The organism is Brevibacillus formosus, from assembly GCF_003013405.1.
Taxonomy (GTDB): Bacteria; Bacillota; Bacilli; order Brevibacillales; family Brevibacillaceae; genus Brevibacillus; species Brevibacillus formosus.
The window spans coordinates 370259-394571 of sequence record NZ_PXZL01000013.1; the positions used below are offsets into that span (position 1 = coordinate 370259).

27 protein-coding genes are annotated in these 24313 nt (G+C 48.1%); all 27 read left to right on the forward strand.

All coding sequences use genetic code 11. From position 1 onward, the window contains the following. The first annotated feature begins 12 nt into the window (after positions 1-12). The 27 genes from mtrB to C7R91_RS14540 all read left to right on the forward strand — a co-directional run bounded on the left by mtrB (position 13) and on the right by C7R91_RS14540 (position 24281). Positions 13-243 carry a trp RNA-binding attenuation protein MtrB gene (mtrB, locus tag C7R91_RS14410; protein WP_047068979.1) on the forward strand — a complete coding sequence of 77 codons (231 nt, stop codon included), beginning with the start codon at positions 13-15 and terminating at the stop codon, positions 241-243. A gap of 75 nt (positions 244-318) precedes the next feature. Next, positions 319-834 carry a hypothetical protein gene (locus C7R91_RS14415; RefSeq protein ID WP_047068981.1) on the forward strand — a complete coding sequence of 172 codons (516 nt, stop codon included), beginning with the start codon at positions 319-321 and terminating at the stop codon, positions 832-834. A gap of 124 nt (positions 835-958) precedes the next feature. Continuing rightward, a complete protein-coding gene (locus C7R91_RS14420; protein ID WP_047068982.1) occupies positions 959-1795 on the forward strand; it encodes a heptaprenyl diphosphate synthase component 1 in 837 nt (278 codons plus the stop codon). Positions 1796-1799: 4 nt separating this feature from the next. Next, complete coding sequence (locus C7R91_RS14425) at positions 1800-2519, forward strand: demethylmenaquinone methyltransferase (RefSeq protein ID WP_017248113.1); 720 nt, start codon at positions 1800-1802, stop codon at positions 2517-2519. A 47-nt stretch (positions 2520-2566) separates the two neighbouring features. Continuing rightward, complete coding sequence (locus tag C7R91_RS14430; protein WP_047068983.1) at positions 2567-3436, forward strand: UbiA-like polyprenyltransferase; 870 nt, start codon at positions 2567-2569, stop codon at positions 3434-3436. Further along, complete coding sequence (locus C7R91_RS14435; protein WP_017248115.1) at positions 3433-4029, forward strand: UbiX family flavin prenyltransferase; 597 nt, start codon at positions 3433-3435, stop codon at positions 4027-4029. Before C7R91_RS14430 ends, C7R91_RS14435 begins: the two co-directional genes overlap by 4 nt. A 4-nt stretch (positions 4030-4033) precedes the next feature. Next, on the forward strand, positions 4034-4897 hold the full coding sequence (locus C7R91_RS14440) for a menaquinone biosynthesis protein (RefSeq protein ID WP_047068985.1): 864 nt from the start codon (positions 4034-4036) through the stop codon (positions 4895-4897). A 9-nt stretch (positions 4898-4906) separates the two neighbouring features. Further along, a complete protein-coding gene (locus tag C7R91_RS14445) occupies positions 4907-5872 on the forward strand; it encodes a polyprenyl synthetase family protein (RefSeq protein ID WP_047068986.1) in 966 nt (321 codons plus the stop codon). 104 nt (positions 5873-5976) lie between these two features. Next, positions 5977-6420, forward strand: coding sequence for a nucleoside-diphosphate kinase (gene ndk / locus C7R91_RS14450; protein WP_007716560.1), 444 nt, complete (start codon positions 5977-5979; stop codon positions 6418-6420). Between the two features lie 128 nt (positions 6421-6548). Beyond that, positions 6549-7322 (forward strand): CheR family methyltransferase, encoded by a 774-nt coding sequence (locus C7R91_RS14455; RefSeq protein ID WP_047068987.1) that lies wholly within the window; start codon positions 6549-6551, stop codon positions 7320-7322. Between the two features lie 76 nt (positions 7323-7398). After that, the gene (locus tag C7R91_RS29370; RefSeq protein WP_007716564.1) at positions 7399-7557 is read left to right on the forward strand and encodes a hypothetical protein; all 159 of its coding nucleotides are present in this window, start codon (positions 7399-7401) and stop codon (positions 7555-7557) included. A 228-nt stretch (positions 7558-7785) separates the two neighbouring features. Further along, complete coding sequence (aroC, locus tag C7R91_RS14460) at positions 7786-8949, forward strand: chorismate synthase (RefSeq protein WP_047068988.1); 1164 nt, start codon at positions 7786-7788, stop codon at positions 8947-8949. Beyond that, on the forward strand, positions 8949-10049 hold the full coding sequence (gene aroB / locus C7R91_RS14465) for a 3-dehydroquinate synthase (RefSeq protein WP_047068989.1): 1101 nt from the start codon (positions 8949-8951) through the stop codon (positions 10047-10049). The genes aroC and aroB overlap by 1 nt, the downstream gene beginning before the upstream one ends. Positions 10050-10051: 2 nt before the next feature. Then, positions 10052-10429: a chorismate mutase gene (gene aroH, locus C7R91_RS14470; RefSeq protein WP_047068990.1), complete on the forward strand. Its 378-nt coding sequence runs from the start codon at positions 10052-10054 to the stop codon at positions 10427-10429. Between the two features lie 288 nt (positions 10430-10717). Beyond that, complete coding sequence (gene trpE, locus C7R91_RS14480; protein WP_047068992.1) at positions 10718-12232, forward strand: anthranilate synthase component I; 1515 nt, start codon at positions 10718-10720, stop codon at positions 12230-12232. Then, positions 12226-13251, forward strand: coding sequence for an anthranilate phosphoribosyltransferase (gene trpD, locus C7R91_RS14485; RefSeq protein WP_047068993.1), 1026 nt, complete (start codon positions 12226-12228; stop codon positions 13249-13251). The genes trpE and trpD overlap by 7 nt, the downstream gene beginning before the upstream one ends. Beyond that, complete coding sequence (trpC, locus tag C7R91_RS14490) at positions 13241-14041, forward strand: indole-3-glycerol phosphate synthase TrpC (RefSeq protein ID WP_047068994.1); 801 nt, start codon at positions 13241-13243, stop codon at positions 14039-14041. The genes trpD and trpC overlap by 11 nt, the downstream gene beginning before the upstream one ends. Next, a complete protein-coding gene (locus tag C7R91_RS14495; protein WP_047068995.1) occupies positions 14038-14706 on the forward strand; it encodes a phosphoribosylanthranilate isomerase in 669 nt (222 codons plus the stop codon). Before trpC ends, C7R91_RS14495 begins: the two co-directional genes overlap by 4 nt. After that, complete coding sequence (gene trpB, locus C7R91_RS14500; RefSeq protein WP_047068996.1) at positions 14669-15889, forward strand: tryptophan synthase subunit beta; 1221 nt, start codon at positions 14669-14671, stop codon at positions 15887-15889. Before C7R91_RS14495 ends, trpB begins: the two co-directional genes overlap by 38 nt. Before the next feature lie 2 nt (positions 15890-15891). Next, entirely contained in the window at positions 15892-16710 is an 819-nt protein-coding gene (trpA, locus tag C7R91_RS14505; protein WP_047068997.1) for a tryptophan synthase subunit alpha, read from the forward strand. 29 nt (positions 16711-16739) lie between these two features. Then, positions 16740-17834 (forward strand): histidinol-phosphate transaminase, encoded by a 1095-nt coding sequence (hisC, locus tag C7R91_RS14510; RefSeq protein ID WP_047068998.1) that lies wholly within the window; start codon positions 16740-16742, stop codon positions 17832-17834. 70 nt (positions 17835-17904) lie between these two features. Beyond that, entirely contained in the window at positions 17905-19008 is a 1104-nt protein-coding gene (locus C7R91_RS14515) for a prephenate dehydrogenase (RefSeq protein ID WP_047069485.1), read from the forward strand. 90 nt (positions 19009-19098) lie between these two features. After that, complete coding sequence (gene aroA / locus C7R91_RS14520) at positions 19099-20379, forward strand: 3-phosphoshikimate 1-carboxyvinyltransferase (protein ID WP_047069000.1); 1281 nt, start codon at positions 19099-19101, stop codon at positions 20377-20379. A gap of 321 nt (positions 20380-20700) precedes the next feature. Further along, positions 20701-21822, forward strand: a complete 1122-nt coding sequence (locus tag C7R91_RS14525; RefSeq protein ID WP_047069001.1) for an amidohydrolase family protein — start codon at positions 20701-20703, stop codon at positions 21820-21822. Positions 21823-21970: 148 nt separating this feature from the next. Beyond that, entirely contained in the window at positions 21971-22561 is a 591-nt protein-coding gene (locus C7R91_RS14530) for an RNA polymerase sigma factor (RefSeq protein WP_007716581.1), read from the forward strand. Further along, positions 22558-23208: a zf-HC2 domain-containing protein gene (locus tag C7R91_RS14535; protein WP_047069003.1), complete on the forward strand. Its 651-nt coding sequence runs from the start codon at positions 22558-22560 to the stop codon at positions 23206-23208. The genes C7R91_RS14530 and C7R91_RS14535 overlap by 4 nt, the downstream gene beginning before the upstream one ends. Before the next feature lie 128 nt (positions 23209-23336). Beyond that, positions 23337-24281 (forward strand): tetratricopeptide repeat protein, encoded by a 945-nt coding sequence (locus C7R91_RS14540; RefSeq protein WP_047069004.1) that lies wholly within the window; start codon positions 23337-23339, stop codon positions 24279-24281. Positions 24282-24313: the final 32 nt, after the last annotated feature.

Genomic DNA, 24313 nt, shown 5'->3' on the forward strand with positions numbered 1-24313 from the left:
GGAGGAAACACATTGGCACAACCATCGGGATTTAATCAAGATTATTTTGTAGTGAAAGCAAAGGAAAATGGCGTTCATGTGATCGGGTTAACAAGAGGCTCGGATACGCGTTTTCATCATACAGAGAAGCTCGATAAAGGCGAAGTGATGATTTTTCAATTTACGGAGCACACCTCTGCGATCAAGGTGCGAGGGAAAGCAGTGATTTATTCGCAGCATGGTGTCGTGGATACGACCGAATAAAGAGCAAGCGTTTTGCTAAGAAGCAGGCATAGCCTGCTTTTTTTGTTTGTACAATGGAGGAGAGGAGGGATGTCTATGCCGCGCCAATTGTTGATGGCGATTGCTGTTTCCACTTTCTTGGCTCTGATGCTGTCGCTCGTTCCCACAAATCAGTGGATGCAAGCGGATATACCGACATTTCAGTCAGCACATGCCATTCACTTAAGCGAGCAAAATGCCCTTGATTTGTTTACAAGGATGTCGACACATTATAATATTAAGCGTATAAAATGGGAAAACCCATCGATCTATGTCGATTTTGCGGTGAAACCTGCCGAAAAAGTAGACTTAAACACCGTCTATCAAGATTTTTACCGTTTGACATACGACTTGCGTACCTATGCAGACAATGTCGGGCCCGTGTACTATCGCTTGTTGGAGGAGACGGATCCACCAAAAGAATCGAGATTATTGATTGCCATACAATCGACAACTGGAAATCTCACAGGATATGACAAACCTTTGACCGACCCATCGGATATCCAGACCTTTGTAAGCAGTACATTTCCTATTCGAATCGAGCCGTATTTTTATGAGCGAATTAGTCCCTGATGGAAGAAGTATGGTATGATAGTAGAGACGGCCTTTTGACCGGACGGCAGAGGAAGACCGAAGAGTAAGGACAGTACGGAACAGGCAGACATCTTTAGGTTGTGCAGCTTGTGGAGGAGGACGCATGAGCAAAGAACTTTCCCCGAATGTAGAAGAGGTTCGGTCCATTATCGAACAAATCTACAAGAGAATCACCCATTCCTATGTAGAACATTATGTTGACGTTCCTTCCATGGCGGAAAATCGTCTTGAGCTGTTGTACCTTTTTTTGCTGGAACAAGGCATGCCGAAGGAAAAGGCTTCGGTGTTATGTACAGCAACTGGACTTGTCCAATTGGGACTGGACACGCATGAGCTGGTGAAAAATGAGTACGACTCCTCACAGAACGCGGAGCGAAACCGACAGCTGACCGTACTTGCGGGTGACTATTACAGCAGTCGCTATTATCACCTCCTGGCATCAGCGGGTGAAATCCAAGCCATTCAAGTGTTATCGGCAGCCATTCAGCGAGTGAACGAAGCGAAAATGAGACTCTACATCGCTGGGCGAGATAGCAAGATTTTATCAGATGAAGAGTACTGGGAACTGCGAAATACGATTGATACGGGCTTATACGTGGCATTTGTAGAGGAGTATGCCGATTCAATTGATCGCCGTCGCTTCTGGAGCGATCTAATGAAGGAAACAGCCAAGGTAGAGAGTGTGATCGGAGAGTGGGAACAGCTCAAATGGCAAGAACAAGTCCCTTTGGGTTTTGCCCGTTTTTTGCTGCAAAAACCCGGAGCTACACTCGCGCAAGTTTTGTCTGGCGTTGAGGGGAAAGCCCTCGAATTAATCGGTTTATGTGAGCAAATGGTGCGTACGCTGCATCCGGCAGAGACGCGGAACATGCTTGCATCCATTACGGCACGGTACTCCCATCGGATCAGTCGCTTGAAGAAGGTAATTGAGGAGATGTAGCCAAGTGAACCAGACACAGATGAATGAGAAAGCAGAGTACGTTCACTCCGTTTTCGAGAGCATTGCAAACGATTACGACAAAATGAATAATGTAATCAGCTTTGGCAGTCATATTGCTTGGCGTAATTACACGATGAAGCAGATGAATATCCAGCCAGGGCATACAGCGTTGGATGTTGCTTGTGGTACAGCAGACTGGACGATTGCATTGGCTAAGGCTGTTGGAAAAGAAGGCAGTGTTGTTGGCCTTGATTTCAGCCAGAATATGCTGGATGTAGGGGCATATAAAGTAGCGAACGCAGGTGTTGGCAACAACGTAAAGCTAGTGAACGCAGATGCAATGAATCTGCCCTACGAGGATCATACATTTGACTTCGTGACAATCGGGTTTGCCCTGCGCAATGTACCGGATGTTCAGCAGGTCTTGAATGAAATGGCGCGTGTTGTGAAGCCGGGCGGTAAAGTCGTTTCTTTGGAAGTGTCCAAGCCACCATTCATTCCGTACCGGAAGCTATTTTACTTATATTTCTACAAAATTTTGCCATTTATCGCGAAGCTGACAGTCAACAAATACGAAGAGTATGCGTGGCTGCCACAATCCCTGACCAATTTCCCGGACAGTCGCGAGCTGGCAAGCATGTTTCAGAAAGCAGGCTTGGACCCGGTTCAGGTCAAATTGTTTATGGGCGGCGTATCAGCCTTGCATATTGGCACAAAGCCATAATATGGGGAGTAAACCGGTATTTCTTCACTAGATAGGAAGTGTCATAGATGGGTCTACGTAAATTAAAAATCATCTTGGAAATGATTAAATTCGAGCACTCCCTTTTTGCCTTGCCTTTTGCTTTTATGGGAGCTGTTTTGGGAAGCATTGTAGTAGAGAATGCCTGGCCTACCTGGTCGGAAATTTTTTGGGTGACGGTAGCGATGGTGGGCGCTCGCAGTGCAGCGATGTCCTTAAACCGTGTCATCGACCGGGTAATTGATGCAAAAAATCCTCGGACAGTCACACGAGCGATTCCTGCTGGTCTCATTTCGATTGTGGAAGTCATTTTGTTTATCGTGGTGTCCTTTGCGGTGTTGTTCATAGCTGCATTCCAGTTAAATGATTTGGCTGTGAAACTGTTGCCGCTCGCTGTGTTTGTTCTTGTACTGTATTCCTATACGAAACGCTTTACTTGGCTTTGTCACTTTGTTCTCGGGGTTGCCATCGGTTTTGGTCCGCTAGGGGGCTGGGTAGCGACAACGGGTCAAGTAGATGGCATCGGCCTTCTATTGTTTGCATCCGTTATGTTCTGGACAGCAGGCTTTGATATCATTTATGCCTGTCAGGACGCCGATTTTGACCGGAAAGAAGGACTTTATTCCATGCCTAGCCGCTTCGGAATTGCCAACGCACTTCTGATTGCCCGCGTATGCCACGTCCTTACTTTCGTTGGTCTGATGTCGTTGTATGTAGTTGCAGACTTGTCGATTTGGTTCCTGTTAGGTGTACTCATTTCGGGTGCGATTTTGATTTATGAACACACGCTGGTGAAACCAACAGACCTGTCCAAGCTGGATATGGCATTCTTCAATATGAACGGCATCTTGAGTGTCGTGATGTTTACCTTTACGATGATTGACTTGGTGATTGCATGAACAAGCAAAAGTGGGCTGTCGGGATAACGGGTGCAAGTGGTGCTATCTATGGTGTTCGAGTCGTCCAGGAGCTTTTGCGTGCTGGACATATCGTTCACTTGATGATTACAGAAGCAGGCTGGCAAGTATTTCGTGATGAACTGGATTGGCACACGGATGACAGAGAAGCTCTGTTGCAGGAGAAGCTGCAACAAGACTTTTCGGGTGAGCTACATTATTGGGGACTGCGAGATTTCAATTGTCCCGCAGCCAGTGGTTCCTATCGCTGTGACGGTATGATCGTAGTACCGTGCTCGATGGGGACTGTTTCTGGCATCGCACATGGCGCATCAGGTAATTTGCTGGAGCGCGTTGCTGATGTCATGATCAAGGAAGGGCGGCGATTGGTCATCGTTCCGAGAGAGACGCCTCTCAATGCGATTCAGCTCGAGAACATGCTCAAATTAAGCCGTCTGGGAGTCAAGATTCTGCCTGCCATGCCAGGCTACTACCAGAAACCGCAAACCATGGATGATCTGATCAATTTTGTGGTAGGGAAAACTTTGGATGCAATTGATGTACCACATTCGCTATTCCGGCGTTGGGGGGAATAAACGCATGCAAAAGTCTTTGCGTGTTGGACAAATTTTGTATACCAATGTATTGCCGGTTTACTTCTATTTTGATCAGGCAAAATTCGAAGACCGAATCGAATTCATCCGCCAAGTTCCTGCCCAGTTAAACACAGCAATGGCGAATGGCGAGATTGACTTGGGACCGATTTCTTCGTTTAGCTATGCAGAGCATGCCTCCGAATACGTGGCATTGGCAGATCTGTCTGTCAGTGCCAAGGGGAGAGTAGGCTCCCTTTTCTTATTCAGCAAAAAGCCGATTGAACAAGTAAACGGTGCCAAAATAGCCTTGACCAACACATCGGCTACCACCGTGAATCTCTTAAAAATCATTCTCCATAAGTTTTACGAATATGAGATTTCCTACGTTACACAGGAACCTATTTTGCATGAAATGCTGGAGGATGCTGATGCAGCGCTCTTGATCGGGGATGACGCCATTTCCGCTGAGCGAACGGCCAAAGACCTTTATGTCTACGACTTAGGAGAGCTGTGGCATCAATTTACGGGCTATTCGATGACCTTTGCTATTTGGGCCCTTCGTCGAGCGGTTATTGCCGATCATCATGACTTGATCGCGGACGTCCATGCCTCTTTTTTAGAGAGCAAAAGGAAGACAAGGGCAAATTCAGCCCCATTGATTGACTACGTTCACACACATTTCGGTGGAGAGAAAGAGCAATGGATCCACTATTTCCAAGGATTACAGCACGATTTCGGTGACGTTCAGCGGATTGGACTGGAGTACTATTACCGATGCGCAGCGGAGCTGGGACTTCTATCGGCACCTGCAACCGTCGATCTGTGGCAAGCTGGCGGCCGACAGACCAATACTACGTTGACGAGATAGGTGGAACGGATGAATCTAGTCGATATTTACTTCAAGATGAAAAAAGATGTCCAATACATAGAAGATGAACTGGAGAAAGCAATTGATACGCCGGTTCGAGAGCTGTATCTATCCTCGACTCACTTGCTCAAGGCCGGAGGAAAGCGGATTCGTCCTGTTTTTGTTTTGCTTGGCGGTAAGTGGGGCAATTACGACATCAAAAAGCTAAAGCATGTGGCCGTTCCTCTCGAACTGATCCACATGGCTTCCTTGGTGCATGATGATGTGATTGATGATGCGGATAAGCGTCGCGGGAAAGATACCGTGCGGATGAAGTGGGATAACAAAGTAGCCATGTACGCCGGCGACTATATTTTTGCACGTGCATTGGCCATTGCCTCCCAGCTCCCGATCCCGCAATTGCACCAAATTCTCTCGAATGCAATCGTCGAGGTTTGCAAGGGAGAGATCCAGCAAGTAAAGGATTTGAATAACTGGGACCAAAACTTCCGTACCTATTTGCGCAGAATCAAACGAAAAACGGCGCTTTTAATTGCGATTAGCTGTCAATTAGGAGCAGTGGCAAGCGGTGCGTCAGATGATATGATTCGCAAAATGTACTGGTATGGCTACAATGTGGGAATGGCTTTTCAAATTACGGACGACATTTTGGACTTTACAGGGACTGAGAAGCAGTTAGGGAAGCCTGCTGGAAGCGACTTGGTGCATGGAAACATTACGTTGCCTGCACTTTATTCAGCCCATCATGGAAAAGCACGTGCGCAATTCCAGGATTGGATTGCGAAAAATACGTTTTGGGATCATACGGATGAAGCTGTTCGTATGGTGCGAGAAGATGAGGGCATTGCCTTTTCGCAGCGCCTCGCTGAACGCTATATCGCCCGTGCGCATGCCATTCTCGCTGATTTGCCTAACAACCAGGCTAAGACATCCTTGACAGGTATCGCCAATTATATTATTGATCGTAAATTTTAATGATATTTTAACGGTCTGCCTGTTGCTTGACCACTCTAGTTTTGATAAAATTTTCGTTGGTGTCCTATGCACCAATACATAGCTCTAATGGAGGCATACTTACAATGGAAAAAACATTCCTTATGGTAAAACCAGATGGCGTACAACGCAACCTGATCGGGGAAATCGTATCCCGTTTTGAGAAAAAAGGCTACCAACTCGTAGGTGCTAAGCTGATGACAGTAAGCCGCGAACTGGCTGAAGAACATTATGCAGAGCACAAAGAGCGCCCATTCTTCGGTGAACTGGTAGACTTCATCACTTCCGGACCAGTATTCGCTATGGTATGGCAAGGCAACAATGTAATCACAACTGCTCGTGCTATGATGGGCAAAACAAACCCAGTAGACGCTGCTTCCGGTACGATCCGTGGCGATTTCGCTACTTCCGTTGGCATGAACATCATCCACGGTTCTGACTCTCCTGAGAGCGCTGAGCGTGAAATCGGCCTGTGGTTCTCCGCTGAAGAAGTTCTTTCCTTCGAGAAAACCATCCAACGCTGGATCTAAGACTGATCGAGAAAGCCCCATTCATTGGGGTTTTCTTTTTTTTGTCAAAATCTTTGTCAAAACAGATAGGATAATGACGAAATATAGCGAATGAAGATAGGGAGTTTGCAAAGGGGGTACGATTCAGCATGGAAGATAAGGACTTTCTCCAATTTATAGCTAGTGTGAAGAAAATGACTGGAATTGATCTTGCCCTCTACAAGGAAGCACAGATGAAGCGCCGTCTAACCTCGTTGAGACAAAAGCGGGGGTACAACACATTTGCCCAGTATTTCGATGCCATCGCTAAAGACAAGGAGCTTTTCTATGAGTTTCTCGATAGGATGACCATCAACGTATCGGAATTTTTCCGCAATCCAGGCCGGTGGGAAGTTCTCGAGAATAAAATTTTGCCACGCTTGGCAAAACAATCGCCGCGGGTGAAATGCTGGAGTGCGGCATGCTCCACAGGGGAGGAGCCGTACACACTCTCCCTGATTTTGTTGCGCCAGAAGATGGATGCGACCGTGCTCGCTTCCGATATTGATGAGGGCGCACTGGCAAAAGCAAAGCAAGGGGTATACACGGACCGCTCCCTGCAAGATTGTCCGAAAGACCTCGTAGCGAAGTATTTTGAAAAAGACACACTCAGCTATCGTATAACGGACGAAGTGAAGAGAAAAGTAACGTTCAAAAAACATAATTTATTGGCGGACTCATTTGATTCCCAATTTGATTTGATCATTTGCCGGAACGTGATGATTTACTTTACCGAGGAAGCAAAGCATGAGCTGTATCATAAGTTTAGCCGGGCACTGAAACCTGGCGGGGTACTCTTTGTCGGCAGCACGGAGCAAATTTTTCAGCCGCAACAATACCAACTGGAGACAGAGGATACGTTCTTCTATCGAAAAATGGGTTGATTCATGGTGGCCTTGGTATATCTCTGCTGTTTTTTCCCAAGACTAGGAATACCTACTTTGCAAGAGGAGGCAGCAGATGGATAAACACAAGGTCATCGAGGCATACCGTCGAGGGCTGATCACGCTGCAGGAATGTGGTCAGATTTTAGGGGCGGAGAGGACACAACTAGATGATTTGATACGCGTGGATCACACTCGCAAACCGCTGAGCCCCAATCCTTTTTTCAATGTGTAGGTATGTCAATCCTGATTCATTCGCGATAGCGTAAAGAGAGCGCTTCTCCTAATACGGAGGGGCGTTTTCCTGTAAGAAGAAAAGGTTTTTCGCAAACGTTTCCCACTTTTGTATTTCCACGGCGTACTAGGTATGATATTATAGCGCTTAAAAGTGATAAAGGACAGCACCCCGAAAAGAGAACCTTAAGGGGATACAGGCTGCCTGGAGGATGGAGGAAGGATAGAGATGCGTTACTTGACAGCAGGGGAATCCCACGGGCCGCAATTAACAGCTATCATCGAGGGCGTACCGAGCAACCTGCCGATTTCCATTGAGGAAATTAATGAGCAGTTGGCACGTCGTCAGAAAGGCCATGGACGCGGCAGAAGAATGCAGATTGAAAAGGATCAGGTGAAAATTCTTTCTGGTGTCCGCCATGGATATACAACCGGAGCTCCTATCACACTGGTCGTTGAAAATAAGGATTGGACGCATTGGCAAGGAATCATGAGTGCTGAGCCTGTAGAGGAAGGCGCTGAAGAAAAGCGTCGTGTTTCCCGTCCACGCCCTGGACATGCTGATTTAAACGGGGCGATTAAGTATCATCAACGAGATATGCGCAATATTCTGGAACGTTCCAGCGCTCGTGAGACCACTGTCCGCGTAGCTGTTGGCGCAGTAGCCCGCCAATTGCTGGCTCAATTTGGTATCCGTATTGGAGGCCAGGTACTCCAGATCAACGAGATCGTGGCGAAGCGACAAGAAGTCAGTCTGGATGAGCTGATTGCGCGCACCGAAGAATCGCCAGTACGCTGCTTGGATAAAGAAGCAGAACCACTGATGATGGCAGCGATTGACAAAGCAAAAGAAGACGGGGATTCCCTTGGGGGTACCGTAGAAGTTATCGTTGAAGGCGTGCCGATTGGTTTGGGTAGCCACGTGCAATGGGACCGCAAGTTGGATGGACGTCTTGCGCAAGCGATTATGAGCATTCAGGCTTTCAAAGGTGTCGAAATCGGTATCGGATTCGAGGCAGCCGGTCTGAAAGGCTCGCAAGTTCATGACGAGATTATTTGGAACGAAGAAACAGGCTACAGCCGTAAAACAAATCGTGCAGGTGGACTCGAAGGCGGAATGACGACAGGAATGCCTGTAGTTGTTCGTGGAGTCATGAAGCCGATCCCTACCTTGTACAAGCCGTTGATGAGTGTCGATATTGATTCGAGAGAGCCATTCTCAGCGAGCATTGAGCGTTCCGACAGTTGTGCTGTTCCAGCGGCAAGTGTGGTCGCGGAGGCAGTGGTAGCATGGGAGATCGCGAGTGCCATGTGCGAAAAATTCCCTTCCGATTCTCTTGACGACATGGAAGAAAACGTACGTCAATACCGTGCGTACACGGAGAAATTCTAATGAGCGTGGAGAAGCTGACTGTTGAGCTGGGGGAGCGTTCCTACCAGATTGTGATAGGCGAAGGTCTTTTGCAGGATGCAGCAGCGTTGCTAGTAGAGGCAGGAATTGCTTCTACTAGCAAGCTGATGATTGTCACAGATGAGAATGTAGCCATTCATTACTTAGAGCCTTTGCTTGATGTATTGCGCCAGCATGGGTATCAGGCCCACTCCGCTGTTATCGCTGCTGGAGAACAATCGAAGAGCTTGGCTGTCTACGAACGATTGATGACAGAGGCAATTCATGCAGGACTGGACAGGAAGTCTGCTGTATTGGCTCTCGGTGGTGGAGTCGTCGGTGACTTGGCTGGATTTGTGGCTGCTACGTACATGCGCGGCATTGATTTCGTTCAAATGCCGACTACCTTGCTCGCACATGATAGCTCGGTTGGTGGAAAAGTAGCCATCAATCATCCACTCGGCAAAAATCTCATTGGTGCTTTCCATCAGCCCAAAGTTGTCATTTACGACACGAAAGCCTTGCATAGCTTACCGAAGCGGGAAGTCGCAGCAGGTTTTGCAGAAGTTGTGAAGCATGGACTGATCGCCGACGCTGTCTTTGTCGATTGGCTGGAAGACAACGCTGATAGGCTATGGCAGCTCGATTCAGAATTATTAGGGAAAGCCATTGAAAAAGGTTGCGCAGTCAAAGCGGCTATTGTTTCCCAAGACGAGACAGAACAAGGGCAACGTGCATTGCTTAACTTGGGCCATACGTTTGGTCATGCGTTTGAAGCGCTATCTGCTTACTCCACCCTGAATCATGGGGAAGCCATCTCAATTGGGATGTGTTTGGCAGCGAAGGTAGCGGAACGGATTGGTTTTGCCGAGACGGGTGTATACAATCGCACGAAACGGATGATGGAATTGTTCCACCTGCCAACAGCGTGGCCGGGTAATCTCTCGCCAGAAGCTGTGCTGGAAGCCATGAAACGAGACAAAAAGACGGTAGGCGGAAAGCTGGCATTGGTGTTGCCAAGGGCAATTGGGCAGGTTGAAGTCGTCAAAAATATAGAAGAAGAACTCATACTGGGAGTCATGAGAGAAGAAGTGGAGGGATAAGGATGGGAATGAGAGGAATCAGAGGCGCGGTTACGGTGGAAGCCGATACGCGTGAAGAGATTGTCTCCTCTACAAAATGGTTGTTGGAAGAAATGGTAAGCCGCAATGAAGTAAACCCGGAAGACATTGGCAGCATTATTATCACGACGACAGAGGACCTCTGTGCGACCTTCCCCGCTCAAGCGGCCCGCCTGCTTGAAGGAGAGGCTTGGCAATATGTACCGCTCATGTGCGCAAGAGAAATCCCGGTACCGGGTGGCTTGCCGCTTTGTATTCGTGTCATGATGCATGTGAATACAGACAAGACAGCAAAAGACATTCATCACGTCTTTTTGCGTGAAGCAGTCAAGCTACGCCCAGATTTGACAAATCGCGGTTGACAAATTAGGGTGCTCTCTTTTACCATAAGTGAAACGAGAGCGCCTCGTTTTTCCGGTAATAAGCAAAAGCCGGCTGAGAGCAGAGAATGAGTTGAGCAGAGTTGAGATGAGTTAGGTTGAGGAGAGAAGAGAAGGCTGGGTACATATTGACACCCAATCCAGGTCTCTTTGTCTGGATTTTTTTGTATACAAAAATTTCTCCCCCTACCTCTCGCTCTAGAAGCGGGTGTAGAAAAGGTGGATGTCTCATTCCCTTTTCTCTCCCACGAATTGAGGAGATGAGAGTCCATGTATTTCCCTTCCCTTGCCGAGGTCAAGACACTCTCGGCGTCGTATTCCCTTATCCCTGTAAGCTTGAAACTGTTGGCGGATCAAGAGACACCGATTCGTCTGTATCAGAAGATTCGCACGAGTGATTCCTTTTTGCTGGAGAGTGTAGAAGGTGGTGCGCGTTGGGCGCGTTTTTCGTTCATTGGCATGAATCCTTTTCAAATCGTAGAAGCAAAAGGAGAAGAAATCACGATTTCCTATCGTACTGGCGAAAAGCTTGTCCAGACAGGAAATCCCGTCTCCTTTTTGCGTGAAGAAACCGATCGCTACAAAAGCCCGAAGCTGCCCGGGCTGCCTCGTCTAAGTGGTGGTGCGGTAGGTTTTTTTGGCTACAACACGCTGCGTTACTTCGAAAATTTACCAGCACATCGCAAGGAAGCTGTACGAGTGCCGGATATGCGCTTTTTGTTCGTCGATGAGATGATCGCATTTGATCATTTGAAGCAGGAAATACAATTAATTGTGAACCTCCATGTAGAACCAGGAGACACTGCGGATACTATTGGCGAAAAATACAAACAAGTCTGCGAACGAATCGAGGAGCTGGCTACCAAGGTTTCGGCTCCGCTTGAAATGGATCAACGCATTCAAGTAGCGGCTGATACACCAGCGCCATTGACCGTACAGCCAAATATGACGCGTGAGCAATACGAGCAACTAGTCGTGCAGGCGAAAGAATACATTGCGGCCGGTGATATTTTTCAAGTCGTGTTGTCCCAACGTTTTTCTGTAAAGACAGATGTCGATCCTTTTGCGGTGTATCGATTGCTGCGTACATTGAATCCCTCCCCATACATGTACTATCTCGAATACGAGGGTGAGACAGTCGTCGGGACTTCACCAGAACTGCTCGTGCGTGTAGAGGATGAAAAAGTAGAGATGCGACCGATTGCAGGAACGCGAAAAAGAGGGGCGACTCCACAAGAAGATGCTGCATTGGCGGCTGATCTTTTGGCTGATAAAAAAGAGCGAGCCGAGCACTACATGCTGCTGGATCTGGGGCGCAACGATGTTGGAAAGGTCTCTGCTTACGGAAGCGTGAAAGTGGAGGAAGCATTGGTTATTGAAAACTACTCCCATGTGATGCATATGGTTTCGCATGTGACTGGCAAGCTTCGGGAGGGACTGCACGCTTTCGATGCATTGCTGAGTGCTTTTCCGGCTGGGACAGTATCTGGTTCTCCCAAACTGCGGGCGATGGAAATTATTGCAGAGCTCGAGCCTGACGCACGCCATCTGTATGCGGGAGCAATCGGCTACATTTCGTTTGATGGTTCGATCGATAGCTGCATCACGATTCGTACGTTGTTCTTTCAGGATGGTTACGCACATGTACAGGCAGGTGCAGGCATCGTAGCAGACTCGGTCCCTGCGAGTGAATACCAAGAGACGGTGAACAAAGCAGCAGCAATGCTCTCTGCGTTAGAAAAAGCGGAACAGATGTTTGTCAGAAAGGTGGAGCTGTCATGCTAACGTACGCGCTGGAACAAATTCTGCTTGGGAAGCACTTAACAAGAACGGTTGCAGAAGAGGCTATGGGCGAGATTATGGACGGAAAGGCAACTCCAGCTCAGATTGGTGCATTTTTAGCGAGTCTTCGTTTGAAAGGCGAGCAGGTGGAAGAGATTATCGGTTTTGCCAAAGCCATGAGAGCGCGGGCGATAAGTTTTCCCATCGATCTGCCAGGTCTGGTAGACACTTGCGGAACAGGTGGAGACGGAAGTCATACTTTTAACATTTCGACGGCGAGTGCTGTTGTCGCAGCAGCTGACGGTGTACGCATCGCCAAGCACGGGAATCGTGCGGTTTCCAGCAAAAGCGGCAGTGCTGATGTGTTGGAAGCGTTGGGAGTGCCCGTCAATTTATCTCCAAAGGACGCCGCAGATTGCCTGCGCGCGACCAATCTCTGCTTCTTGTTCGCTCCCCTTTATCACCAAGCGATGAAGCATGCGGCTGGTCCGCGAAAAGAGTTGGCGATTCGCACAGTGTTTAATTTGCTGGGACCATTGACGAATCCAGCAGGTGCCAGCCACCAGTTGATGGGCGTCTATGATGCTAAACTGCTTCCGAATGTAGCCGCAGTCTTACACGAGCTCGATGTGAAAAGAGCGCTCGTTGTAGCAGGCTCGGATGGTTTGGATGAATTGACCGTCACGGGAACGAGCCATATTGCCGAGTTGCGGGATGGGCGTATTCAAACATATGAAATCGAACCAGAGCAGTTCGGTCTGCGCAGACATGAGAAGGATGCTTTGCGCGGCGGTGATGCCAGTGAGAATGCCAAGATCATTCACGACGTGTTTTCCGGAGCGCGTGGGGCAGCGCGCGACATCGTTTTGCTGAATGCGGGAGCGATCCTTTACCTCGCAGATCGGGCTAGTTCGATTGAAACTGGGGTTATACGTGCAGCAGAACTGATCGACGGCGGACTGGTCATGCGCAAGCTGGAGCACGTTCGTCACATCGCAGGAGGTATGATTCATGCTTCGTAAAATCGTAGAAAAGAAACGTGAAGAGATCGCACGTCTTTATGCAGATACAACAGTTTCAGCATTGCTTTATGCAACGAAGGAAGTCCAACGTCCACGCGGATTTCGTCGGGCATTGGAGACGAGTGTACGGCCTGTTAGCGTGATTGCCGAAGTGAAAAAAGCATCCCCGTCAAAAGGGTTAATCCGCCCTGATTTCCAAGCAGTGACTATCGCAAAGTCTTATCAGGCCGCTCGCGCAGAATGTTTGTCTGTTTTGACAGATGAATCCTTTTTTCAAGGGAGTTTGAGCTATCTACGGCAAATTCATGAGGCAGTTGAACGTCCGTTACTCAGAAAAGACTTTCTGCTGGATGAAATTCAAGTCGTGGAAGCAAGAGCAGCAGGCGCTGATTGTGTGTTGCTCATTGGTGCCATCCTCGATCGGGAAACGCTTCGCCACCTAAACCAAACTGCCGAGGAGCTGGGCATGGATGTACTGGTCGAGGTGCATGACAAACGCGAATGCGAGCTTGTTTTTCAAGCAATGGAACCGAAATTGCTCGGGATCAACAATCGAAACTTAAATACGTTTCAAACTGACCTTGCCGTTACGCATGACTTGATTGCGGAACTGCCTGCGTCATTGACGATCGTGAGCGAAAGTGGGATTTCGACACCAGCGGATATTGAGAATGTACGAGGTGCAGGTGCCCGGGCTGTACTGGTCGGAGAGCATTTCATGCGCCAAACAGATGTAGAGCGCGCAGTTATTGATCTCGTGGGAGATGTGGCACCGGGGGTGAGTGTATGACTCGTTTGAAAATATGTGGGATCAAGCGAGCGGAAACACTTGCCCTGTTAAAAGCACCGGAAGTCGATTATGTGGGTCTTGTTTTTGCCCCAAGTAAGCGACAAGTCGATGCCAAGACTGCTGGACAATTGCTTGCCGCCGTTCCGGGCCATCCTCCTGCTGTTGGTGTATTCGTTAATCCGACGATGGAAGAGCTGGAGGAGGTGCTAAGTGAAGCGCCGTTATCTGTAATCCAATTACATGGACAGGAGACGCCACAATTTTGCCAGCAAGTTCGGGAGCGGTTCGCTATTCCGGTGTGGAAGGCGTTGGCCGTGGGCGGAAAAGCCGATGCTGTGCAAGCAATTCAATCTTATCGAGGCATTGTCAGTGGCTTTTTATTTGATACGTATGACCCTAGTCAAGCAGGTGGCACAGGGAAAAAGTTTTCGTGGGAGCAAATTCCTGCATTGCAAGCAGCATGCGAGGAAGCAGACTGCATCATCGCTGGCGGGATTCATGCGGAGAATGTCGGAGAATTAATCGGACAGTATCAAGCAGAGATTGTCGATGTGTCCAGTGGCGTAGAGACGGATGGCGAAAAAGACGCTGAGAAAATAAAAACATTGGTGGAGAGGGTGAAGGCGCATGGACAACATTCAAACAACTACGCGAATCGTGCCTGACGAAAACGGGCGATTTGGTGCCTTCGGAGGCAAATTTATTCCAGAAACCTTGATGAATGCGGTGACGGAGCTCGAGATCGCTTTTGAAGAAGCACGGCGTGACCCGGCATTTGTTCAGGAGTTGAATGGACTGCTCAGCGAGTATGCTGGACGCCCAACCCCGCTCACCTATGCAGAGCGCTTGACGAATGCGGTCGGCGGTGCCCAAATCTATTTGAAACGAGAGGATCTCAACCATACGGGCGCACATAAATTAAACAATGCTTTGGGCCAAGCATTGCTTGCCAAACGGATGGGCAAAAAATCAATTATTGCCGAAACGGGCGCTGGTCAGCACGGAGTAGCAAGTGCAACCGTGGCGGCAAAGCTCGGACTCTCTTGCAAGGTGTTCATGGGGGAAGAAGATATTCGTCGCCAGTCGTTGAATGTTTTTCGGATGAAGCTGCTTGGTGCCGAAGTCATTCCTGCGGTATCCGGCTCTCGTACACTTAAGGATGCGACAAACGAAGCGATTCGCCATTGGGTTTCCCATGTCGATGAAACGTTTTATGTCATTGGATCTGTGGTTGGCCCACATCCATACCCGTACATGGTTCGCGAATTCCAAAAAATTATCGGAGAAGAGACGCGCAGTCAAGTGCTGCAAATGCTCAGAAGGCTGCCAGACGAAGTCGTTGCTTGCGTCGGTGGAGGCAGTAATGCGATTGGCATGTTCTATCCGTTCATTCAGGATGAGTCTGTCGCGCTCAGAGGAGTAGAAGCGGCAGGAAAAGGAATCGATACCGAAAAGCATGCGGCAACACTTACACTTGGACGCCCGGGAGTTATCCACGGTTCCTTAACCTACTTGTTGCAGGATGAAGGCGGACAAGTACAAGAAGCGCATTCGATTTCGGCTGGCTTAGATTATCCAGGAGTAGGACCTGAGCACGCCTATCTCAAAGACAGCGGAAGAGTGACCTATACATCGGTAACAGATGCGGAAGCACTCGAGGCAGTGCAAGTGCTTTGCCAAACGGAAGGCATCATTCCAGCGTTGGAGAGCGCACATGCGATAGCTGAAGCGATCAAACGTGCGAAAGAGATGTCTTCAGACAAAATATTGGTAATCTGTTTGTCCGGTCGAGGCGACAAGGACGTACTTACTATTCAAGAAGCGCTGACAGCAGAAGGGGGAGAGTAATCATGGCGACAGCCCTTAACAGAATCGATCAATTATTCGCGGATCGTGATCGCAAACGATTCATCCCGTTTCTAACGGTAGGCGATCCGTCGATAGAAGCGACCTTTCATCTCGTAAAAGCGATGGTTGAAGCAGGAGCAGATCTCATCGAGCTCGGCGTCCCTTACTCTGATCCTTTGGCAGATGGCCCAACGATACAACGGGCTTCAGAGCGCGCACTGAAAAATGGCGTGACGATCAGGGATGCTTTGCAATTGGTCAAAAGGCTCCGCGAATCAGGTATGGAGGCTTCCATCGTCCTGTTCACCTACTTCAATCCGGTTTTGCAATATGGTATCGAGCGCTTTTTTGCCGATCTTGCTGCCTATGGTGCGGACGGAGTTGTCATTCCAGATTTGCCGATTGAGGAAAACGGCCCAGCAGTAACTTCAGCAAAACAGCATGGCATTCATGTCATTTCGCTCGTAGCACCAACTTCCAGTTCCAGAATCAATACGATCGGCGCGCAAGCAACCGGATTCCTTTATTGTGTATCGTCGCTCGGTGTGACGGGTGCCCGTGCTGACCTGCGCGAGGATTTGGCAGATTTTCTCGAACGAGTAAAGGCCAGCACATCGGTACCTACTGCGGTAGGCTTCGGAATATCCACGCCGGATCAGGTACGAGCAGTAGCACCCCATACGGATGGTATCATCGTGGGGAGTGCCATTGTACAGCAAATCGAGAAGCATGCTGAGCAGTTGAAAGACCCCAAACAGATGCCAGAAGCTGTAGAAAAAATAAAAACCTTTGTACATCAGTTAGCCAGTGCGCTACAATAGTGGGAAAAATGTGACTGGAGTGAACGTGGATGCAACCGAAACAACGCATACTCAATGCCCCGGTATATCAACCTGGCAAGCCCATTGATGACGTGAAACGCGAATATGGTTTGACCGAAGTCATCAAGCTGGCGTCCAACGAAAATCCTTTTGGTTCCTCACCGAAGGCGAAAGCTGCCATTTCGGAACAGTTGGACAATTTGGCCCTGTATCCAGACGGTGCAAGCCTTAATCTGCGCTGGGATCTTGCTGACTTCCTCGGAGTCAAACCAGGCCAATTGTTTTTTGGCAACGGGTCTGATGAAATTCTGTTGATGATCTCTCGTGCTTTTTTGAGCGAAGGAACAAACGCAGTCATGGCGACGCAAACGTTCTCGCAATATCGCTCAAATGGGATTATTGAAGGAGCAGACTTGATTGAGGTGCCGTTGAAAGATGGCGTTCACGATCTCGAAGCGATGGCGGCTGCCATCAACGAACAAACGAAGGTCGTATGGGTATGTAACCCGAACAATCCGTCAGGGACGATTGTAACAGCATCCGAGTTGGAAGCTTTTCTGAAAAAGACTCCAAAAGATGTACTGGTCGTTTTGGATGAGGCTTACTACGAGTATGTAGTGGATCCAGAATATCCGCAAACAGTCCCGATGCTCGCTGAGTATCCGAACCTGATTATTTTGCGTACGTTCTCCAAAATCTACGGTCTGGCTGCTCTTCGTATCGGCTACGGGATCGCGTCAGAAGAGCTCATTTCCTCTCTGGAGCATGTGCGTGAGCCGTTCAATACAGGCACACTTGGCCAAGTAGCAGCACGTGCGGCGTTACAAGATCAGGAATTTGTGAAAGCATGCCGCGATCGTAACCGTGAAGGCATGAAGCAATTTACCGATTCCTTTGACGAGTGGGGACTTTCCTACTATCCATCCCAGACCAACTTTATCTTGGTTGATTTGAAAAAGGATTCTGATGAAGTATTCAAAAAGCTGCTCTCTCAAGGCATCATCGTTCGCTCTGGAAATGCGCTAGGCTTCCCGGGTTTTCAACGTATTACCATCGGGACCAAAGAGCAAAATGATAAGATTCTTTCTGTCTTAAAAGAAATCGTCACTGGAGCATTGAAATAAAAGGACGAAGATGCCGGGCATGCCTCGGCATCTTTGTCTAAGAGAGATATAGGAAGGATAGAGAGTGGAGATGAAAAAAACCACTATTACTGTAATCGGCGTCGGGTTGATCGGCGGCTCAATCGCGCTGTCGATGCGACGCGATCCCAATATTCGGGTAGTCGGTTACGATTTACGTCAAGATTGTTTGGATAAAGCACTGACTCTTGGTGTTATTCATGCTGGCACAACTGATTTGCAGACCGCAGTTCGAGAAGCAAATGTCATTTTCCTCGCATCGCCTGTAGAGCAAATCGTTGCAACCATTCGCTCGTTAGTGGAAATGGAGCTGCAACCAGGTGTGATCATTACAGATGTTGGCAGTACAAAAGCAGGTATTGTGAGACAAGCGGGTGATGTCATTCCCGATCATGTTACGTTTATCGGTGGACATCCGATGGCCGGCTCGCATAAATCCGGCGTGGAAGCTGCTTCTGATCGTCTGATGGAAAACGCCTATTATGTTTTGACACCAGCGCCGGGAACACCTGTAGAAAAAGTAAAGCAATTGTCTGAACTACTTGCACTGACTCGGGCAAAAATCGTACAAATGGACGCGGATTCGCATGATCAGGTCGTGGGTGCGGTTAGTCATTTCCCGCACATTCTCGCTTCTGCTCTGGTCAATCTGGTAGCAGGGTATGATGAGGAAAATGCTTGGCATGCAACGCTTGCTGCTGGTGGCTTCCGTGACATTACGCGCATTGCATCGAGTAACCCTCAGATGTGGCGTGATATTTTGCTGCAAAACCGTGATCCGATCCTCAAAATCGCAAAAGATTGGGCAAACGCATTGGAAGATGTCGTTCACCTTGTAGAACAGGGAGATCCAGAAGGAATCGAGCATTTCTTCAAAACAGCGCGAGAGTTCCGTGACAGCTTGCCTGAGCGCAAAACGGGTGCATTGCCTCCTTTGAACGATTTGTATATCGATATCCCGGACCACCCGGGTGAAATCGGACGAATTACGACATTATTGGGAGCAAGACAAATCAACATCACGAATCTCCAAATCAGAGAGACACGGGAAGACATTTATGGGGTGCTACGCATTACGTTCCATTCGCAACAAGAATTGGAAAAGGGAGAGGAAGTTCTTCGCTTTTTCGATTACAATGTATACAAGCGCACATAAGTTTTTTATGCAAACACACTTTACAACGAAGACGCTTCACAGTGCGACTGGTGATCTGGGAGAGCGTGAGAGAGAAAAGGAGTGGAAGTAATGCTTCGCGTACAACAAGCCAAACAAATCAAAGGTACCGTTCGCGTGCCAGGAGATAAGTCCATTTCCCATCGTGCAGTCATGTTTGGTGCTCTAGCAGAAGGCACCACAACCATTGAAGGCTTTTTGCCGGGTGCCGATTGCTTGAGCACGATTAGCTGCTTTCGTCGGATGGGGATCGAGATTGAACAACAAGGAGATGCCGTAACCGTACAAGGAAAAGGCTGGTATGGCTTGCAGGAACCATCTCAGCATCTGGATGTAGGGAACTCCGGTACGACCATTCGCTTAATGGCAGGGATCATGTCAACACAGCCTTTCCATGTGGTGATGGAAGGCGATGAGTCCATCGCAAAAAGACCAATGCGTCGTGTGATCGGACCACTCCGTCAAATGGGCGCCAAAATCGATGGAAGAAAAGACGGTGAATACACACCGTTATCTATTCGAGGCGGAGAGCTTCAAGGGATCGCTTATCAATCCCCAGTTGCAAGTGCACAAGTGAAGTCAGCGATTTTGCTGGCAGGATTGCAGGCAAAAGGCGTGACGAGTGTAACAGAACCGCACTTATCCCGCGATCATACGGAGCGTATGCTGCAAGCATTTGGTGTACAAGTCGTGCGTGATGGCTTGACTGTTTCAGTCGAAGGCGGACAAAAACTGAAGGGCCGTGCTATTTCTGTTCCGGGTGACATTTCTTCCGCTGCTTTTTTGATTGCGGCTGTAATGGTCGTACCAGGCAGCTCTCTTCTCATTGAAAATGTCGGAATCAACCCAAGCCGTACGGGCATTATCGATGTTGTCAAGGCGATGGGGGGAAGCCTGGAGCTTTTGAATGAACGAATCGTAAATGAAGAGCCGGTTGCAGACCTCCTCGTGACGCATTCGGAGCTGCACGGTATTGAAATTGCCGGAGATATCATTCCACGCTTGATTGACGAAATTCCGGTGATTGCGGTCATGGCAACGCAGGCCAAAGGACAAACCGTAATCCGTGATGCCGAAGAGCTAAAAGTAAAAGAGACGGACCGTATTGCCACGGTGGTGAGTCAACTGTCCAAATTCGGCGCTAGGCTGACACCTACTGATGACGGAATGATCATCGAAGGGAAGACGGGATTGACAGGGGCTGTCATCGATAGCATGGGGGATCACCGAATTGGCATGGCGATGGCGATCGCAGGTCTCGTTGCCAAGGGGGAGACGACAATCGAAAATGATGATGCGATTGATGTATCGTTCCCTGGCTTCCATGACTTGCTTGTGAAAATCAGCCAATAATAAAAGAATGGAAGGAAGTCTGTTCCTATATAGGGTAGCAGGCTTCTTTTTTTGTGGGAGGACAAAGCGTTCCGAATTTTAGCAAAAATGATTTGACAAGCGCTTACATTCCGTTTATTATAAAACTACAGTATGGTTTCTCTCCACTCCTATCCAATATAAGAAAGCACGTGTGTGCTACCGTCGTTTGAATGCGCTTACATCAACGGCGGTCTTTTTTTGTTTAAAAGCGGTTTGGATCAAATGAGTACTTTTTCCCCTTTTTGTGCATATGCTCGTACAAGGGTAGTGTGTGCAAGAGAAGTGGGAGGGGGACGAGCTATGCTGGAGCAAGGGATGGTCATACGCGGGGGAACGATTGTCACAGCACGGGGAATGAAAGAGGCAGATATTTGGATCCGTCATGGGAAAATTGTTCGAATTGCTAAAGATACCCTGACGAAAAACCCCTTCAACGATTCATATGAAGAAATAGATGCTAGCGGAATGTATCTTTTGCCCGGTTTTGTCGCACTCCTGACACATTCGTTGTATAAAATCAAAGATGTAGATGTTTATATAGATGCCATGCGAAATCTCATCAGCTCCGGATGTACAAGCCTGGTGGACGTCTTCCGGCCAGAGCGTTGGATGAGCAGACCGCAAATTCAATATCAACAAACCCAGCATTTCAACAGTTTGTTGGATTATGTTTGGCATGTAGAAATCGATGTCGCCGATCTTCACGGTGACCGCTTAGCGGATTGGATGAACCATGGCTATTCTTCGTTTCATGTCACGATTCGAAATCCAGAAGAAATTTCCACAATAAAATGGGAAACGCTTTTGCAACTTCATACGTCTAAACATACGATCCTGCACATGCAGGTGCAAGACGAACCGTTTTTAAAAAAAGAACAACGGGAACTCATTCGACAGATTTGGATGCAAGCTACTCGTTATTGGCGATTTCGTACTGTCATTACAGATTCTCAAGCGGCCTTTCATTTTGAAGAAAATGACCCATACCTGCATATCTTTCGTTTGCCGGCTGAAGTGACGGATCAAGGTCTTCGTCAATTGCATCGTCAATGGTTTGGGAGCTGGCAGGTAGCGTCTCCGATTCACGATGTGCGGATTGATACACGAAAGAGCTGGTGTACGCCTGAAGAATTGCTTTGCTTGGTAGTCAGGCTCGCTTCGACAAATGTTGCAAAAGCAATTGGACTGTATCCGCGAAAAGGAAGCTTGACAACTGGCGCAGACGCTGATATCGTTTTCCTGAAAAAGGAAAACTGGTTGACAAAGAATGATCTTTCCACTATTCTCAATTTTAGTGAAATGCATCTTCCAACATCTGTTATGTCGAACGGTAAATGGATATATCGAAATATGCGATTTATCCCTTTGGTTGGTATGGGTAAGTGCTTATTCGACACGAAGCCCTACGCTTATGTCATATAACCCCGGTTTGGGGGTTTTTTCGTGAATGGTTTCCAGTAGACAGACGAGAAAAAGAATCGTAAGGTCGCGCAACTTTTTACATCCCCAGCAGTCTAATTATGCAAAAGGCCGCTGAGGGATCGGAATCGCAAGGAGGTAATCTCTGATCATGACCGATTCCCAGCTTATCCGAGAGATTAAAGAAGGTAATCTGGAATGCTATGCTGAACTGATTCGTCGATATGAAAAAAAGATCCTCTCATTTGTCACTCATCTTTTGCGTCAGGCACATTTAGAGCATATAGCGGAGGATATATGTCAGGAGACGTTTTACAAGGCGTATAAGAGCATTCATTCTTTCCGAGATGTAGAAGCTACATTCTCCACCTGGCTCTATACGATTGCACGCAACTCCGTACTTAGTGAATTGCGCAAGAGCCGCAATTCTGACGTGTATCTGGATGATACGTTGCAAGTGCCTATGGCATCTCCCAAGACATTGCCTGAGCAAGTTTTGCTCCGGAATGAACGGGAGAGCATGGTAAGACTGGCAATCAACAGCTTGCCAGAGAAGCAACGCTCAGCACTGATATTACGCGAGTACGAACAAATGGATTACACAGAAATCGCTACAATTCTGGATTTAACAGTGAGCTCTGTGAAGTCTCTACTGTTTCGAGCGCGGCAAAGTATTCGTGGACAGTTGGAAAACTACATCCTGGACCCTCATTTGGATGAAGCTGAAGGGATGAATCGATGATGAGATGTGAAGAAGTCCAGGAAATTCTGCCTGAATACGCCGAAAATCTGTTGCCTGAGGTGACCCAACGCCGGGTTGATCACCATATGGCTGCATGCTATGCCTGTCGTTCCGACTATGAGATTTGGTCGGACAGTGGTGAGTGGATGGAAATGGATAAAGAAGAATACCATTCTGTAACTCCATCTCGTTCCATTGTAGACGCGGTGATGGCCCGTATTTTATCGGAAGAGCAGTGGGCGATCCCAATTGGCAGAAAGATTTTCAGTGTGACAGCGAGAATGCGACGTATGGCTGCGAGTGTTGCTGTTTTGTTGCTGATGGTCTTTTCGTTCACTTTATATGTGAATACAAGTACCACGGAGCATGCGAATTCGCTTGTGATTAACGGAGAAGTTATGGAGATTAACACGCCTAAAGCGCAAGTTATTTCTTCTTCCATGCAAACAGACGACGGTACATATGTGGTAGAGGCTCAGGCATATACGTCGCAAGAAGATTCGCTGGAACATGCTACTGCTTCGATCGTACCGCTCGATGGGAAGCCGACTTCTACTGATTTAGCCAAACCGAATTACAGCATTGTACTTAGTATTTTTGGAATCCTTATTACTGTTCTTACAATGAGCTGGCTAACGCGAGCATAATGGTATATGATCAAGAGTAAAAGAAAAGACCGTCTTCGGACGGTCTTTTGTGGCTATTTTATTAGAGTGGTTGTTCAACAAACGCGTAGAGCAACAAGGCCACGCAAAATACATATGAGGTGAAAGATATGCCGAAAAAGTGGCTGTATGTCATAGACGAAGCGATCAAGCGGATCGAAAACGATGAAGTGGAGTTGGGCTTGACCGCTCTGCAAAAGGTTCAGGAGCATGGAAAAGATTTGCCGGATGTCATGATGTATTTGGCAGAGGTCTGGTATCGACTCGGTCATTTGGAAGAGGCGAGTCAATTGCTGACAGATGTCATGGCCAAAAATCCGCAAATGGATTCCTCTTTGCGAAGAGAATGCCAGCTGCTGCTAGCGGAGATTGCATTGGATTCCAGCGATTTTGAGACGGCGCAACATCTTCTCTATGAATGTAAAGAATCTGGCTTTGAAAGCATCCAGCTTGACTTGTTGCTAGCGGATCTGTATTCACTCCAAGATTTAGATGAAGTAGCGGTCAAGTATTTGGAGCAGGCAAGACTGAAGGAGCCAGACAACCAAGATATTATGGCAGCACTGGGTAACTTGTATTTCCGCATTGGAGAAGACGAGAAAGCAATGAAGCTCCTCGAACAAGCCGGGGATGAAAGTCTGTCCATGCTTTTGACAAAGGGGCGCTCGTACGCACAAAGCGGTCAATTCGAACAGGCTTACCAGGTATTCCGTCAGGCGTTGGTCATGGATCGTTCGCCAGAAGTACTCTACGGATGTGCACTGATGGCATTCCATGTAGGACGACTGGATGAAGCAGCAGAATTGGTCAGCAGTCTGCAAGCGGTTGACGAGGAGTATGTGGCAGCTTACCCATTAGCTGCAGATGTGAATCTTTCGATGGGGAAAACAGAAGCAGCTATTGAGGCGCTAAAGCAATATGTATCGTTGTCCGGTTTTGATTTGGATCAGATCCGCAGGCTGATTGCCCTTTTGACGCAAGCCGGGCGCTATGAGGAAGCGAAGGAATACCAACAGCTTCACGACCAGTGGGACCATGAATCCGACGAGGAGTAATAAAAAATCGACAAACAGGAAGTCACTTCGGT